Genomic DNA, 15,862 nt, shown 5'->3' with positions numbered 1-15,862 from the left:
AGCCCCCTTCCCCAGGTGTGCTCTGGAGTCGGGGGCGAGGAGAGAGAGGAGTGCTCTCATGGCTCATGCGGCACCGGCCGGCGGAATGCCCCGGCCGACGAACCGTACGCCCGACATCTTCAACGCACAGGTGCACAGGGCGGCGAGGTTCGGCGTACCCGTCGTCCTCGGGCTCGTCTACGGCTACTGGGCCGCGGCCAACCGGCGCGGCGGCGGTCCCATCACCGGCTGGAACATCCTGTTCGGCTTCGTGACCGCGCTCGCGTTCATCGTGCTGTGCCTCGCCGTCGCGACCCTGGCCCCGCGCCTGAAGCGGGAGCTGCACTCGGGCGTGAAGTCCGGCTTCGCGGGCGCGGCGATCGGCTTCCTGTACAGCCAGACCGGCGAGAGCGTGCTCAGGTCCACGGCGCTGGGTCTGGCGGTGGCAGCGGGCATCTTCGCGGTGTTCTTCTACCGCTACTACACGCGGGAGGACGGCGAGGGAAACCGCATCCGGTGAGCGTGCGTGGGCCCCGGCACGAATGCCGGGGCCCACGCCTTCCCTCATCCCTCCACTCACCAGACGCCGGGGCCCCAACTCCAGGCGTCCGACGAGGACCCGGACGCGCTCCAGCTCCAGGAGCCGGAGGCGCTCCACGAACCGGAGGCGCTCCACGAACCGGACGCCGAGGAGGACCAGGACTCGTTCCAGCTCGGGTCGTTCCAGTTCGCGTTGTTCCAGTTGCCGTCCCGCCACTGCGGACACGGATCGGCACAGGTCGGCACCCATGCCCCGCCGACGTCGACGAAGGCCGCGGACACCCAGCCCTGGGCGCCGACGAACCAGTACCAGTACGGGTTGCCGTTGACGCTCTGACCGCGGACCATGCACTCGACACGGTCCTGGCTCCAGGGGGAGAGCCGGTCGACGGCAACGGAGTGGGTGGTGGGCGCCGCTCTCACGTTGAGGGCGGTGCGGGAGACGATGGTGCCCCAGATCGGACCGCCGTCACCGTGGCCCTCGGCGTACGAGGGCGGGGCTGCCGCCGCCGTGGTACTCACCGCCGAGACAGCGAGAGTGCCGCCGGTGAGCAGGGCCGCGGCCAGGATCCGCAGGGCCGGAGTGGTGCGCATGAAACGGCCTCCTTCTCCCAGGATCTCCCCCCGAACCTCCCCAGACCCATGAGACACCCGTTCGGGTGAACCCTCCACCGGAGGGCGGAACCACCGGCTCCACGGCTCGCGCGCGTCTCGGGGAGGCCGTTGCCTGAACACGTGTCCTCACGCCTGCGGAACGCCCTGTCGGCCGTACTGATCGCCCTGTCCTGCCTGCTGCTGCCGTTCGGCGCGCTGGCGGCCTGGGCGGCGTACGGGCTCGCCGACACGGGCCGGTACGTCACCACGATGGCGCCGCTCGCCACGGATCCGGCGGTGCGTGACGTGGTCACGGACACGGTCGGGGCCGGAATCCTGCACGAGGTCCCCGTGGGCGGTCCCATGCGCCCGTTCGTGCGGGACGCGGTGCGCTCGTTCGCGCGGACGCCGGCCTTCCGCACGGCGTGGGACGCGGGCAACCGGGCCCTGCACGATGCCGTGCTGACCGCGCTGCGGGACGACGGCGAGCACGTGGTGACCGTCGATCTGGCCCCCGTCGCCGCCCAGGTCAAGCGCCAACTCACCGACGACCACGTGCCGTTGGCCGGCCGCATCCCGGTCGAGCACACCCGGGTCGCGATCCTGCCGCCCCGGGACCTGGACCGTCTCCGGAAGGGCTACGACGTGCTCGAAGTCGCCGGTTTCTGGCTCCCCGTCACCGCCGCCGCCCTCGCCGTCACCGGCATCGCGGTCGCCGCCTGCCGCCGCCGCGCGCTCACCGCGACCGCGCTCGGCACGGCCCTGGGCGGCACGTTCCTCGGCCTCGCCGTCGCCGTCGGCCGCCGCCTCACCCTCGCCGACCTGCCCGACCCGGCCCACCGCCCGGCCGCGGGCGCGATCTACGACGCCCTCACCGAGACCCTGCGGACGGTGTCCTGGCTGCTCGCGGCGGTGGGCCTGACGGTGGCACTGGGCTGCTGGCTCACCGGTCGCTACGGCCACCTCATGCGAGCTCGGCGCCCGCCCGCCGCAGATCCGGCACAGCAGCCGACGCGAGTCCAGGCCTGACCTCGTCCGGCGTCCGGCTCGGGTCCACGGCGAGTTTTCGCCCCCGCCGCCCCTACCCGTCCCGTCCCTGGGGGCTTCCGCCCCCAGACCCCCGCTTCGGCCTGAACGGCCTCGTCCTCAAACGCCGGACGGGCTGAAAATCAGCCCCTCCGGCGTTTGAGGAGCGGGGGTCCGGGGGCGGAGCCCCTGGGGATGGGACGGGTAGGGGCGGCGGGGGCGAGAAAAGTCCGGTGTCGCGGCGTCGACCAGGGGTCGCCCCAGGTCAGCACGTTGCGCCGAGGACAAATATCTTATTGAACCGAGGAGTTGGGGCGACCTAGGGTCGGCTCCATGGCAACCCCCCTTGTTCTGGTCCACGGCCACCCCTTCGACCACACGATGTGGAACCCGCAGCTGGCGGCCTTCTCCGCCACGCGCCGCGTCATCGCCCCGGACCTGCGTGGCTACGGCGCCTCCACGCCGTCCGACCGGGTCACGGACTTCGGGCAGTTCGCGCAGGACATCGAGGCGCTGCTGGACGAACTGGACGTGGCGGCGTGCGTGCTGGCGGGCCTGTCCATGGGCGGCCAGATCGTCATGGACTGCTACCGGCAGTTCCCCGACCGGATCCGGGGGCTGGTGCTCGCCGACACCTTCCCGGCCGCCGAGACACCCGAGGGCGTCGAGGTGCGCCACGCCATGGCGGAGCGGCTGCTGCGGGAGGGCATGGGTGGGTACGCCGACGAGGTGCTGGAGAAGATGGTGGCCCCGCACGCCGACGCCGAGGTCAAGGCGCACGTCCACCGCATGATGACGGCCACGTCTCCCGAGGGCGCCGCTGCCGCCCTGCGCGCCCGTGCCGCCCGCCCCGACTACCGCGACCTGCTGACCCGCGTCACCGTCCCGGCCCTGGTCGTGGTCGGCACCGACGACACCTACACCCCGGTCGCCGACGCGGAGGCGATGCACGCGGCGCTCCCCGACTCCACGCTGTGCGTGATCGAGGGCGCGGCGCACATGCCGAACCTGGAGCGGGCCGAGGAGTTCAACAAGGCGCTGGGGGAGTTCCTGGCACGGGTGGACGGCGCCTCGTAACCTCGGAACGATGAACAACCCGCGGGGACGGCGACTCGGCATCTGGACCGCGGCTCTGCTGTTCGCCGCCGTCAGCGTGGTCGTCGGGTGCCGCCTCGCCGACACCGACGGCATCACCCCCGTCCCCCAGCTCCTCGCCTTCCTCCCCTGGCTGCTCGCGCCCGCCGGAGTGGGCCTGGCGCTCGCGCTGCTGACCCGGTGGTGGGCCGGGACGGTGTGGGCAGCCGTCGTACTCGGACTGCTGGCGTGGTTCATCGAGCCGTACGGGAAGAGCGGCGAGCCCGACGGGACGCCGATCGCCTCGCTGCGGGTGCTGACCTCGAACGTCGAGTTCGGGTGGGCGACCGACTCCCTCATCACGGCCGTCCGCCGCGAGGACCCGGACGTCGTGTTCGTGGTGGAGTGCGAGACCACCTGCGACGCGGCGCTCAAGAAGACCTTCGGCACCGCCTACCCCTACCGGCAGGCCGTCGAGTCGTCCGGCTCGATCGGCTCGGTCCTCCTCAGCCGCTTCCCGCTGCGCGGCACCGACGGCATCCCCGCCACCATGGGCATGCCCGGTGCCGTCGCGGACGTGGACGGCCACGCCGTACGGCTGCAGCTCGCGCATCCCATGCCCCCGCTGCCCGGCCAGATCGACGTGTGGCGGCGGGAGCTGGGCGCGTTGCGCGACTTCGCCGCCGACGCCGAGGGGGCGACGATCCTGGCCGGCGACTTCAACGCCTCCCAGGACCACGCCGCCTTCCGCGACATCCTCGACACCGGCCTGCGCGACGCGGCCCGCCTCGCCGGATCCGACCGCACCCCCACCTGGCCGGCCCGCACCGCGCCGGCGATCGGCGCGCAGATCGACCATGTGCTGGTGTCGCGGGACTTCTCCGCGGGCGACGCCCGCTTCCTCGACCTCGCCGACACCGACCACCGCGCACTGGTCGTCGACATCACGCTGCACCGGCGTGGATGACGTGTAATGGGCGCATGTCCCGAGAGTTCCCCATCGGCCTCACGCCTCCCGACTGGCTGGTGAGAAACCTCCAACCGCAGAAGGCGCCGCCCGTCAACCGGGCCGCCCTCGCCCGCGCCGCGATCGCGATGTCCCTCCCCCTGGCGATCGGCCTCGCGGTCGACGAACCCGCCTATGGCGCCCTGGCCTCCATGGGCGCCCTCTCCGGCGTCATCGGCGACACCGCGGACGCGTACCGGATGCGGATCCTCAACATCGCGATCCCACAGCTGTTCGGGGCGGTCGGCATCACCCTGGGGTCGGCGGTGTACGGCCATGGCTGGCTCGCGGTCGCCGCCGTCACCGGCGTCGCGCTCGTGTCCGGGATGATCTCGACGATCGGCGCGGTGGCCTCCGTGTCGGGGCTGCTCCTGCTGCTCAACTCCGTGATCGGCGCGGGGCTTCCCATGCCGGGTGCGTGGTGGCTGGCGCCGGTGCTGATGACCGGCGGCGGCCTGCTCGTCCTGGTGCTGGCGCTGCTCGCCTGGCCGCTGAGGTCGGGGGTGCCGGAGCGGGCGGCGGTCGCGGGGACGTACCGGGCGGTGGCCGAACTGATGGCGGCCGGCGGCGGGGAGGAGTACGACGCCGCTCGCCACGCCGTCACCCAGTCCCTGAACCAGTCGTACGACCTCGTCCTCGCCCGGCGCGCCCGCCACCACGGCCGCAGCCCCGAACTCACCCGTCTGCTCGCCCAGTTGAACGCGATCACCCCGGTCGTCGAGGCCGCCCCCGCCGCCCGGCTGTCCGGCAGCCCCCTCCCGCCGGAGGTCCCGGAGGCGGTACGCCACCTCGCCCAGGCGGTGGAGACCGGCTACACGGGACCGACAGGGCTGAGCCTGCCCGTCCCGGTGACGGAGACCGCCCGCGCCGTCGACCACGCCCTGCGCCACGCGGCCGGGGTCGTCGCGGCGCCGGACGTGGACCCGAGGGGCATCGACGACCGCCTCGGCCGGCCGGCGGCCCTGTCGATCCGCACGGCCCGTGCGGCCCGGAACGTCGTCCTCTCCGCGGGCTCCTGGCGCTACGGCCTGCGCCTCGCCCTGTGCATCGGGCTGGCCCAGGCGCTGGTCTCGATCATCTCCGTGCCCCGCTCGTACTGGGTGGCCCTGACCATCACCTTCGTGCTGAAGCCCGACTTCGGCTCGGTGTTCTCCCGCGCCCTGCTGCGTGCCCTCGGCACGGTCGCCGGGCTGGTGGTCGCGGCGGCGGTCCTCTCCCAGGTGGCGCGGGGCTGGTGGGACGTACCGGTGATGCTGCTGCTCGCCCCGCTCATCCCGGCGCTGACGCCGCGGGGTTACGGCTACCAGACGGCGGCCATCACTCCGGTGATCCTGCTCCTGTCGGACGTCCTGAACCACCAGGGCACCGCCCTGCTGCTGCCCCGCCTGGTCGACTCACTCATCGGCTGCGCAATCGCGCTGGTCGCGGGCTATCTGCTGTGGCCGGAGAGCTGGCACACCCGCGTCGGCGACCGGCTCGCGGACGCGGTCGCGGACACGGCACGGTATGTGGAGTGCGCGTTCGGGGAGTCCCTCGAGCCCGCCGCGCGGGCCCGGATGCGCCGCCGTCTCTACCGCGATCTCTCCGTCATCCGTACGGAGTTCCAGCGCGCGCTGACCGAGCCGCCGCCCACCGGACGCCGGGCCGCGGCCTGGTGGCCGCTCGTCGTCGCCGTGTGGGGGTCCCCCCAGGCCCTTTAGGCACTGGGGGAGGATCGTGCGACGACGGCGGCCCGGGTGCGGGTACGGCACGGGGCGTCCCCGCCGTCTCCGGCCGAGGTCGGCCAAGTCGCTCTGCAGCTGCGGGAGTTGGCGGACGGGCTGCGGGAGGTGGAGGTGCTGTACGCGGTACGTACGGACCTCACCGGGCCGGCGGGGAGTGTGCTGGAGCCACTGCGGCAGGAGGTGGCGGCGGCGAGGGCGATCGCGTCGCCGCACTGACGCGATCGCCCTCCTGGGTCACGGCTCAGACGCCGATGTCGTCGCCGTCCTTGCGCCAGACCGCCACGACCGCCGGCCGCACGATCTTGCCGGGGCCGTCGGGCCAGGTGCTCGCCGGGTTCTCCACCGTCGCCCCGCTGATCTCGCCCGGGTGCTGCACGGCGACGAGCACCCGCCGGTCCTGGACGATCGGGCCGCAGGTCTCGGCGCCCTTCGGCATGGTCAGGAACTGCTTGAGCTCACCGCGCCGGTCGCCCTTGGTGGCGACGCCGAACAGGCCGTCGTGGTAGCCGAGCTGGGCACCGTCGGTGGAGATCCACAGGTTGCCGTGCGGGTCGAAGGCCACGTTGTCCGGGCAGGAGATCGGGCTGACGTCGTCCTTCGGGAAGCCCGCGAAGTAGGTGGCGGGGTCGTCCGGGTCACCGGCGACGAGGAACAGCGTCCAGGCGAACTTGGTGCTGTCGGCCCGGTTCCAGCGCTCGGTGAGCTCCAGGATCTGCCCGTGCTTGTTGGCGTTGCGCGGGTTGGCCTCGTCGGCCGGGGCGTTCGTACCGACACCGCGGTTGGTGTTGTTGGTGAGGGCGACGTACACCTTGCCGGAGTGCGGGTTCGGCTCGATGTCCTCGGGCCGGTCCATCTTGGTCGCGCCGACCTTGTCACCGGCGAGGCGGGTGAAGACGTAGACCTCTTCGGCGCTCATGCCCTCGACGTGCGAGACGGCGCCGTCGGCGGTCGCGGTGGCGAGCGGAATCCACTCGCCGCTGCCGTCGAACTCGCCGTCGGCGGGGAGCGTGCCGGTGCCGTCGATCTCGATGGCGGGGGAGTCGCCGGTGAGGCGGGCGACGTACAGCGTCCCCTCGTCGAGCAGCGACAGATTGTGCTCCCGCACGGCCCGGCTGCTCCCGTGCTTCATCCGCTTGCTGCCGACGAACTTGTAGAAGTAGTCGAACCGCTCGTCGTCACCGGAGTAGACGACCGGCCGCCCGTCGTCCGTGAGCCGCACGGTCGCGCCCTCGTGCTTGAACCGGCCGAGGCCGGTGTGCTTGCGGGGCGTGGAGGAGGGGTTGTACGGGTCGAGCTCGACGACATACCCGAAACGGTGGACCTCGTTGGGCTCCTGGGCGACGTCGAACCGCTTGTCGAACAGTTCCCACTTGCGCTCGGTGGCGCCGGTGCCGATGCCGTACCGCTTGTCGGTGGTCCGGCTGCTGTTGGCGAAGTACTGGTTGAAGTTCTCCTCGCCGTGCAGCGTGGTCCCCCACGGGGTCGTCCCGCCGGAGCAGTTGTTGAGGGTGCCGAGGGCCTTGGTGCCGGTCGGGTCGGCGGAGGTCTTCAGCAGGTCGGACCCGGCGGCAGGCCCGGTGAGCCGGAACTCGGTGGTGGCGGTGACGCGCCGGTTGAGGTGATGGCGGGGTACGGCGGTGAGCTTGCCGCTGCGACGGTCCTCCTCCACCACCACGGCGGACAGGCCATGCGCGGCCCAGGCGATCTCGGCCTGCTCGCGGGTGGGGTTGGCGGCGTCGTAGCCGCGGAACATGAGGACCTCGTCGGTGTACTCGTGGTTGGCGACGAGGATCTGCCTGCCCCGCTCACCGGGCAGCGGGAGCAGGGAGAGGAAGTCGTTGTTGTACCCGAACTGTCCGGCCTGGGCGGCGGCGGTCTGGTTCTCCGGGTCGAAGGCGGGAGCCCCGCGGAGGATGGGCTCGCCCCAGCGGATGACGACGTTCTGGGAGTATCCGCCCGGAATGGTCACGGTGTCGGCGGTGTTGGGAGCGACCGCGGTGAACCGCAGCCCGCGGGCGGCCTTGCCGGTGCCCTTGCCGCTGCTCGCGGTCTCGGAGGCGGCGTGGGCCTGCCCCGGCGTGACGGCGGTGCCCGCGGCGGCGGCGACCGTGACGACGGCGGCGGCACGCACCACCGAACGGCGGCTGAGCGCGGTGGCGATGACATCGCCGACGTACGGGTTGGTGGTGGTGTTCGGCACCTCGTGGAAGCAGGCGTCACCACACCGGAACCGGCAGGTGAGGGCGGAACGCCCACCGGGATGCGAATCGGACTGGTTGTCGGTTCTGATCAACGGCAACTGTATGCGCACTTTGCTCTCCCCTTGCTTCCCCTTGGACCCGGCGTGACGGACGGTAGGCGGGCGTTTGTGCGGGAGCGGGGCGGTGCGGTGAACGGGGAATGAACCCGGGGTGGACGTAGGTGAGTTGGGGGTCGCGGCGGAGTGCGGCCGGATGTACCCCTTGACGCCGGAGGCCCCGCATGGGCGCCCCTGCCCAAGATCACCATCCGGGGCCGCTAACCTTACGTGTCCGTCCTGGCCAGCGATTGACGGGCTTCAACTCACGCGAAGGGTTGCGCACATGGGCATTCTCACTCTCCTGCGGAATGCGTTCGGCGGCCGCTCCCGCAAGGGGCAGACCACCGAAGCAGGGCCTTCGCAGGAAGCGGCCCCTTCACAGACGGCGGCTCCGACGGAGGCAACGGAACCGAAGGTCCCGGCCCCGTCGACCGAGCCGACCCCGGCAGCGGAGCCGACGCCGGCCCCTGCCACGGCGGCGGTGCCGGAGCCCCGCACGGCGACCCTGTCCACGAAGGACGAGCACGACCTGGTCTCGGCGGCCTTCGACAAGGTCGAGGTGCCGAAGCAGGCGCCTCCGGCGGAGGAGCCGGAGACGGCCGCGGAGCCGACCGCAGAGTCCACACCGGAGCCGGTCGTCACGGAGGAAGCGGTTGCGGAGGTGGCGCCGGAACCGGAGCCGGTCGTCGAGCCGGAGCCGGTCGCGGAGATCACGCCCGAGCCCGTCGTCACGCCGGAGCCGGTTGCGGAGGTGGCGCCGGAGCCGGTCGTCACGGACGAACCGATCGCGGAGGTGGCGCCGGAACCGGAGCCGGAGCCGGTGGTCGAGCCGGAGCCGGTCGCGGAGATCACGCCCGAGCCCGTCGTCGAGCCGGAGGCGGAGCCGGTCGCGGAGACCGCCGAGGAGACCGCCGAGGAGGCAGTTGCTGAGACCGCTGCGGAGCCGGTCGCGGTCGAGGAGCCGACGGCGGAAGCCGAGCCGGAGCCGACCACCGTGGAGGAGCCGGCCGCGGAGATCGCTGCCGAGCCCGAGCCGGAGATTGCCGCCGAGCCGGTCGCCGAGGCCACTCCCGAGCCCGAGCTTGCTGCCGAGCCGGTCATCGAGGCCACTCCCGAGCCGGTGGTCGAGTCGGAGCCGGAGCCCGTCGTCGAGTCGGAGCCCGAGCCGGTGGCCGAGGTCACGCCTGAGCCGGCCCCGGAGCCCGAGCCGGAAGCGGTCCCGACCCCCGAGCCGGTGGCCGCCGCAGCGGAGACCGCCGTACCGGCAACGGACGACGCACCCGCGGCCGCCGACGACGAGGACACCCCACAGGGGCCACTCGCAGCCGACGACGAAAGTGGTACGGGTGGTGCGGGTGGGAACAACAACCCGGCCGAAGGCCGGGACGTACCCGCCACCCTCCTCACGGCTTACAACGCGGCCGAAACCGCCCTCAAGGCCACGAACCTCACCGGCACCACCGCCAAGGTCTACCTCGTCCTCGACCGCTCCGCGAGCATGCGCGCCTACTACAAGGACGGCTCCGCCCAGGCCCTCGGCGAGCAGACCCTCGCCCTCGCGGCCCACCTGGACCCCGAGGCCAAGGTCCACGTCGTCTTCTTCTCCACAGAACTCGACGGCACCGGCGAGCTCACCCTCACCGACCACGACAACAAGATCGACGACCTGCACGCAGGGCTCGGCCGCATGGGCCGTACCAGCTACCACGCCGCCGTCGAGGCAGTCGTGACCCACCACGACAAGGAAGCCCCCGGCACCCCCGCCCTGGTCGTCTTCCAGACGGACGGCGCCCCCGACGCCAAGACCCCCGCCACCCAGTCCCTCACGGACGCGGCGAAGAACCACCCCTCCGTCTTCTTCTCCTTCGTCGCCTTCGGCGCCCCGGAGAACAAGGCCTTCGACTACCTCCGCAAGCTCAAGCTGGCCAACACCTCCCACTTCCTGGCAGGCGAGACCCCGCGCGAGCTCACGGACACGGAGATCTACGAGGGCATCCTGGCCACCTGGCGCCCGTAGCCCTCCCGACCCACCCCACGCCGTCCGCTTCTCACCCCATAAAACGGGAGGCGGGCGGCGTACCCATGTCGGCTACGATTTCAAGGTTCCGTACATAGCAACCTGGGAGCAGCCCCCGATGGCTCGACACCTCATCACCAGCGCCCTTCCGTACATCAACGGGATCAAGCACCTGGGCAACATGGTGGGGTCCATGCTCCCGGCGGACGTGTACTCCCGGTACCTCCGCCAGCGCGGCCACGACGTCCTCTACATCTGCGCGACGGACGAGCACGGCACTCCGGCCGAGCTCGCGGCGAAGGAGCAGGGCATCCCCGTAGCGGACTTCTGCGCGCAGGCACACGACGCGCAGAAGGCGGTCTACGACGGCTTCGCGCTGGCGTTCGACTACTTCGGCCGCAGCTCCAGCGCGCAGAACGTCGAGATCACCCAGCACTTCGCCCGCCGCCTGAACGAGAACGGCTTCATCGAAGAGCGAGCCATCCGCCAGGTGTACTCGCCGGCCGACGGCCGCTTCCTCCCGGACCGCTATGTCGAGGGCACCTGCCCCCACTGCGGCTACGACAAGGCCCGCGGCGACCAGTGCGAGAACTGCACGCGCGTCCTGGACCCCACGGACCTGATCAACCCGCGCTCGGCGATCTCCGGATCCACCGAACTCGAGGTCCGCGAGACCAAGCACCTCTTCCTCCTCCAGTCGAAGCTCCAGGTCGAGGTCGAGGAGTGGGTGGCGGCCCACGAGGACGAGTGGCCGCAGCTGGCCTCCTCCATCGCCCGCAAGTGGCTGACCGAGGGCCTGCACGACCGCGCGATCACCCGCGACCTGGACTGGGGCGTCCCGGTCCCGTCCGACACATGGCCGGAGCTGGCGGCGGAGGGCAAGGTCTTCTACGTCTGGTTCGACGCCCCGATCGAGTACATCGGCGCGACGAAGGAGTGGTCGGACCTCGACCCGGAGAACCGCGACTGGAAGTCGTGGTGGTACGACGTCGACACCGACGTCCGCTACACGGAGTTCATGGCGAAGGACAACGTCCCGTTCCACACGGTGATGTTCCCGGCCACGGAACTCGGCGTCCGTGAGCCCTGGAAGAAGGTCGACTACGTCAAGGCCTTCAACTGGCTGACGTACTACGGCGGAAAGTTCTCCACGTCCCAGAAGCGGGGCGTCTTCACCGACCAGGCCCTGGAGATCCTGCCCGCCGACTACTGGCGCTACTTCCTCATCGCCAACGCCCCGGAGTCGGACGACTCGTCCTTCACCTGGGAGCACTTCACGGCGACCGTGAACAAGGACCTCGCCGACACCCTCGGCAACTTCGTCAACCGTGTCCTGTCCTTCTCCAAGAAGCGCTTCGGCGAGGAGGTCCCGGCGGGCGCGGAGCCGGGCGAGCCGGAGGCACGCCTCGGCGAGGAGATCGCGCGCCTGCTCGCGGAGTACGAGGAGCAGATGGAGGCCCTCCAGTTCCGCAAGGCCGCGGCAGCCCTCCGCGCCCTCTGGTCCGCGGGCAACTCCTACCTGGAGGAGAAGGCCCCCTGGCTGGAGATCAAGACCGACCAGGAGGGCGCGGCCCTCACCCTCCGCACCGCGATGAACCTCATCCACCTCTACTCGGTGGTCTCGGAGCCCTTCATCCCGGCGAGCGCGGCGGCAATGCGCCAGACCTTCGCCCTGCAGAACGACACGGCGACCTGGGTCACCCCGGACGAGGCACGCACCCTCTCCTCCGTCCCGGTCGGCACCCCCTTCACGGTCCCCCCGGTCCTCTTCGCCAAGCTGACGGAAGAGGACCTGGAGGCCTACAAGGAGCGCTTCGGCGGCGACCCGGCGTAGCCACCCCGGACACAGGCAAGGGCCCGGTGAGCGCAATGCTTTCCCGGGCCCTTGCCATACCCGCCACCAGCATGTCCGCGCCAACCCGTATGGTTTCCGCCATGGCAGTCCCCGATGTCATTCCGATCGCGTATGTGCCCAGGCACCACACTGAGACCATCGGCCGATACGCGGACGGTCAGTTCCTGGCGACGATCACGTATGCCTTCCCGCTAGGGTTCCAGCTCGACGAAGGCTGGGAAGAGCACAAACGCCTCTACGTAGTGCTCCACACCTTCGACGCCGACGGCCGCTACCGCGACTCGGACATCTGGTGCGGGGGCACCTGGGCCGAGCAGCAGCGCGACCCGGACGGCGCCGACTCGGTCCTCGGCCGCGCCCGTATCCACCTGGCAAAGCTCCTGCGCAGCCTCCCCCGCCGCGCCTACACGAACATCGCCGTCCGCCCCTTCCAACTCACCGTGGACGACGTCCTGTTCGGCATGGTCATCCGCGAGGACGAGGGCGAGACCTGGGCCGAGCTCTACCCGGACCGCCTCGAGTTCGGCGAACCGTGGGACGGCCGGTACGTCGCCTGATCCGCAGTCGGTACAGGAGGGCAACGGCCTCGCCGGCACTGCCACCACCGCGGAGGAACTCTTTGCCATGGAGTGGGCGAACGGTGCGTAGAGCGTGCTTCGGTGGGGACGATCCCGTTCAGGGAGGGCCCCTCGCGGGGAGGGTCCGACTCATCCGTGGTTGTGGAGATCTAAAAGGGTGCCGTGAATCTTTCGGCAGGATGGTGGTCAACTCATGGCCGGGAAGCGGATGTTGCCAGGTCGGATACGTAAGGTCCTCGCCATGGCAGTCCCTGAGGTCATTCCGATCGCCTACGAGCCGCACGGCCGTACCCAGGCCATCGGCCGTTACGCGGGCGGGCAGTTCCTGGGGTCGGTCGCCTACGCCTTCCCCGAGGGCTACCGGCCCGACGACGGCTGGGAGGAGCACAAACGTCTCTTCTCGGCCCTGCACGTGTTCGACGCCGAGGGCCGGTACCGGGACTCGGAGATCTGGTGCGCGGGCACCTGGGCCGAACAGCAGCGTGCCCCGCACGGCCCGGACTCGGTCCCGGCCCGAGCCCGGGCGCATCTGGCGACGCTGCTCAGGAGCCTGCCCCAACGCTCCTACACGGACATCGCGATCCGCCCCTTCCAACTCACCGTGAACGGCGTGCTGTTCGGCCTGGTGACCGGAGAGGACGACGGCGAGGCGTGGGCCGAGCTCTACCCGGACCGTCTCGGCTTCGGCGAACCGTGGGACGGCAGCTACGACACGTGAGCCCACGGGGTTCCCGGGACTTGGCTGTCCCGGGAACCCCGCCTGTGCCGCCTAGGACAGCACCCCGGCCCCAGTAGTCGTGGCCAGCGAAGTCGGCAGGCTCTTCGCCGAGGACTCCAGCCCCGCCGTGAGCGTCGGCGTCCAGTTGACCGTCGTCTTCAGGTCCTTCGACGACGCGGCGTTGTACGCGGCGACCAGGTCCGTCACCGTGCCGTTGACCAGGTTGCCGCTGCCCGCGATCGAACCCGTGCCGTCACCGCTCAGCAGCTTGGCGACCTTCGCGGTGGAAGGGACCTTCCAGTAGTTGTTCGCGGCGACGACCTGGGCCTTCGCCCGCGAGTTGATGCTGTACTGCGGCGCGTAGCCGTTGAGGGTCGTGACGTCGTAGTAGTTGTTGTAGATGTGGATCTGGCCCACGCGGGCCAGCGGGGCACGCTGGCCTATGCCCTTCCAGATGTTGTGGTGGATGGAGACGCGCAGCTTGCCCGAGGGCTCGCTGTCGCTGCTGCCGATCAGCATCGTCTTGTCGTGGTTGGTGAACTGGTTGCGGGAGACCGTGACCAGGTCGGAGCTCTTCGTGATGTCCAGCGCACCGTCGTGGATCTGGTACTCACGGCCGTAGTACTTCGGGTTGGCGCTGTCCAGGTGCGGCGCGTCCGTGAACGTGTTGTGGTCCGCCCAGACGTGCGTCGCGCCGCGCAGGGTCACGGAGTCGTAGTTCGAGTTCCAGTTGCCGTCGTCGCCGTCGGTCGGGTCCCACTGCGGGAAGCAGTCCTCGGTGGCGGAGAACGCCAGGTTGCGGACGATGACGTTGTCCACGTTCTGGATCTGGAGCATGCCGCCGGTGATCCCGGCGTTCGTGCCCGGCACGCCCACGATGCTCGTGTTGGCCGGCACCTTGAAGGCGATGTTCTTCGCCTGCTTGGTCTGCGCGGCGGCGCGGGCGGTCTCCTGGGTGCCCGACGGGAGCTTCGAAGTGCCGTACGTGGAGGGGTCGTAGGCCTTCAGGTACGACGTCAGCGAGTAGCCGGTGCCCGACGCGTAGTCGGAGCACGTGAGCTTCTTGCCCGCGTCATTCGTGTTGGCGTCGATCGTGCCCTTGATCTTGATGATCCGCGGGGTGGTGTCGGAGGCCGAGCCGAGCGCCTTCACCAGCTGGGCCCGGGTGGAGACCGTGAAGGTGTGCGCGGAGTCGGCCTTCGCACCGCCGGTCGTGCCGGTGCCGGAGGACGCCCAGCCGTCCTTCGCCGCCAGCGTCTGGTGGTAGAGGTCGACAGCGCCTGCGTTCGCGTTCATGACGAACACGGCGGCGCCGAGACCGGCGGCCGTCACGGCGGCGGCGGACACCAGAACGGTGCGGCGCTTGCGAAGGGACCGGCGGTGCGAGGGGGATGCCACAGAGGAGTCCTTACCAGGTCGTACTGCGTGAGCGGTCTGTGAAGCCCACGTGAAGGGGGCTTACGACTCCTCAGTGGCCGCCGGTCCCGGAAGGGTTGCCCCGCTCGGCTTCCTTCATGGAAAGGACTGTTAAAGTCCGCGCACTTGTGCGGGGGGAGCGTGTCCCTCCGCGGGGAGGGACGAACAACGTGGGCAGATCCGCCCTGAGCCGCGGCCGCCGCTGTCGTCGCGCTCGTCGTCGCCGGCATCGGCGCGCTTCCGTCCGTGGCGTCCGCCGTGGACCTCGCCCCCTGGAAGGGCGGGAACGAGATCACGTTCACGGACGAGGACACGGCCGTACTGGACGTAGCCAGCGCCGCCGACGGCACCGCACTGACCCTCTGGAACCAGGGGGACCTGCCGAACGCCGGCACCCGGAGCCTGTACGCCGCGGTGCGCAAGCCCGCCGACGGCGTCTCCTTCGGCGCCGGACAGCTCCTCGCCACCACGCCCACCGAGCGCGGCGACGCCCGGCTGCTGGCCCTCGCGAACGGCGACGCCCTCGCGCTGTGGACCGAGTTCCCGAACGAGACCTCTCCGGGCTTGGACGCAGTACGACGTCCTGACCTCGCCCGGTGACATGAGCGGCGACGGGCGACGGCATCAGCGACCTGATCGCCCAGGACAAGGCCAACAACCTCTACCGCTACGACGGCAAGGGCAACGGCACCTTCGCGGCCCGCGTGAAGCTGTTCACCAACTGGGGCGGCTCGTACAACGTGATCGTCGGCGTCGGCGACATCACCGACGACGGCAAGTCCGACCTCGTCTCCCGCGACACCAGCGGCAACGTGTACCGCAACAACGGTGACGGCAAGGGCTCGTTCGGATCGCGCACGAAGATCGCGACCGGCTGGGCAGTTACAAGACCGTTTCCTGACCGACCGCTCAACCACCAAGGGCCGCCCGGGAGTTATGGCATCACGCTCCCCGGCGGCCGCGTGGTTCCGCACGACGGCGAGCAGGCCTACCCCCGCCCGCCCCGCCCCCCCCCCCCCCACCCACCCCCCCCCCG

13 protein-coding genes and 1 pseudogene are annotated in these 15,862 nt (G+C 70.9%); 11 read left to right on the top strand and 3 right to left on the bottom strand.

Annotated features, from left to right (window positions below; all coding sequences use genetic code 11):
* Positions 1 to 58: 58 nt before the first annotated feature.
* A complete protein-coding gene (locus IG08_RS0112190; RefSeq protein ID WP_030600010.1) occupies positions 59 to 499 on the top strand; it encodes a hypothetical protein in 441 nt (146 codons plus the stop codon).
* A 56-nt stretch (positions 500 to 555) separates the two neighbouring features.
* Here the strand turns inward: IG08_RS0112190 and IG08_RS0112185 are convergent, their stop codons facing one another.
* Complete coding sequence (locus IG08_RS0112185; protein ID WP_030600008.1) at positions 556 to 1,113, bottom strand: hypothetical protein; 558 nt, start codon at positions 1,111 to 1,113, stop codon at positions 556 to 558.
* Between the two features lie 141 nt (positions 1,114 to 1,254).
* Here IG08_RS0112185 and IG08_RS0112180 point away from each other — a divergent pair, with 141 nt between their 5' ends.
* The 4 genes and pseudogenes from IG08_RS0112180 to IG08_RS54095 all read left to right on the top strand — a co-directional run bounded on the left by IG08_RS0112180 (position 1,255) and on the right by IG08_RS54095 (position 6,159).
* The gene (locus IG08_RS0112180) at positions 1,255 to 2,142 is read left to right on the top strand and encodes a hypothetical protein (RefSeq protein WP_030600006.1); all 888 of its coding nucleotides are present in this window, start codon (positions 1,255 to 1,257) and stop codon (positions 2,140 to 2,142) included.
* A 330-nt stretch (positions 2,143 to 2,472) separates the two neighbouring features.
* Positions 2,473 to 3,216: an alpha/beta fold hydrolase gene (locus IG08_RS0112175; RefSeq protein ID WP_052424631.1), complete on the top strand. Its 744-nt coding sequence runs from the start codon at positions 2,473 to 2,475 to the stop codon at positions 3,214 to 3,216.
* 10 nt (positions 3,217 to 3,226) lie between these two features.
* Positions 3,227 to 4,180 carry an endonuclease/exonuclease/phosphatase family protein gene (locus IG08_RS0112170; RefSeq protein ID WP_030600002.1) on the top strand — a complete coding sequence of 318 codons (954 nt, stop codon included), beginning with the start codon at positions 3,227 to 3,229 and terminating at the stop codon, positions 4,178 to 4,180.
* 14 nt (positions 4,181 to 4,194) lie between these two features.
* A pseudogene (locus IG08_RS54095) lies at positions 4,195 to 6,159 on the top strand (FUSC family protein).
* A 25-nt stretch (positions 6,160 to 6,184) separates the two neighbouring features.
* Here IG08_RS54095 and IG08_RS0112160 read toward each other — a convergent pair.
* A complete protein-coding gene (locus IG08_RS0112160) occupies positions 6,185 to 8,254 on the bottom strand; it encodes a PhoX family protein (protein WP_030600000.1) in 2,070 nt (689 codons plus the stop codon).
* 271 nt (positions 8,255 to 8,525) lie between these two features.
* Here IG08_RS0112160 and IG08_RS0112155 point away from each other — a divergent pair, with 271 nt between their 5' ends.
* From IG08_RS0112155 to IG08_RS0112140, 4 genes are all read left to right on the top strand, one after another.
* Positions 8,526 to 10,259, top strand: coding sequence for a VWA domain-containing protein (locus IG08_RS0112155; protein ID WP_030599996.1), 1,734 nt, complete (start codon positions 8,526 to 8,528; stop codon positions 10,257 to 10,259).
* Between the two features lie 118 nt (positions 10,260 to 10,377).
* On the top strand, positions 10,378 to 12,093 hold the full coding sequence (gene metG, locus IG08_RS0112150; protein WP_030599994.1) for a methionine--tRNA ligase: 1,716 nt from the start codon (positions 10,378 to 10,380) through the stop codon (positions 12,091 to 12,093).
* Positions 12,094 to 12,194: 101 nt separating this feature from the next.
* Positions 12,195 to 12,671 (top strand): hypothetical protein, encoded by a 477-nt coding sequence (locus IG08_RS0112145; RefSeq protein ID WP_030599992.1) that lies wholly within the window; start codon positions 12,195 to 12,197, stop codon positions 12,669 to 12,671.
* Positions 12,672 to 12,933: 262 nt separating this feature from the next.
* The gene (locus tag IG08_RS0112140) at positions 12,934 to 13,410 is read left to right on the top strand and encodes a hypothetical protein (protein WP_030599988.1); all 477 of its coding nucleotides are present in this window, start codon (positions 12,934 to 12,936) and stop codon (positions 13,408 to 13,410) included.
* Positions 13,411 to 13,461: 51 nt separating this feature from the next.
* Here the strand turns inward: IG08_RS0112140 and IG08_RS0112135 are convergent, their stop codons facing one another.
* The gene (locus tag IG08_RS0112135; protein ID WP_030599986.1) at positions 13,462 to 14,808 is read right to left on the bottom strand and encodes a pectate lyase family protein; all 1,347 of its coding nucleotides are present in this window, start codon (positions 14,806 to 14,808) and stop codon (positions 13,462 to 13,464) included.
* Positions 14,809 to 15,072: 264 nt separating this feature from the next.
* On the opposite strand from IG08_RS0112135, the gene IG08_RS0112130 reads away from it, so the two are divergent.
* Together IG08_RS0112130 and IG08_RS61265 are read left to right on the top strand one after the other, a co-directional pair.
* Positions 15,073 to 15,426 (top strand): hypothetical protein, encoded by a 354-nt coding sequence (locus tag IG08_RS0112130; RefSeq protein WP_158812217.1) that lies wholly within the window; start codon positions 15,073 to 15,075, stop codon positions 15,424 to 15,426.
* Between the two features lie 23 nt (positions 15,427 to 15,449).
* Positions 15,450 to 15,862, top strand: a 413-nt coding sequence (locus IG08_RS61265; RefSeq protein ID WP_338060155.1) for an FG-GAP repeat domain-containing protein, incomplete at its 3' end; no start/stop codon positions are given.

This window comes from Streptomyces fulvoviolaceus (genome assembly GCF_000718165.1).
Taxonomy (GTDB): domain Bacteria; phylum Actinomycetota; class Actinomycetes; order Streptomycetales; family Streptomycetaceae; genus Streptomyces; species Streptomyces fulvoviolaceus.
This window is presented reverse-complemented; position numbering and strand designations above follow the sequence as displayed.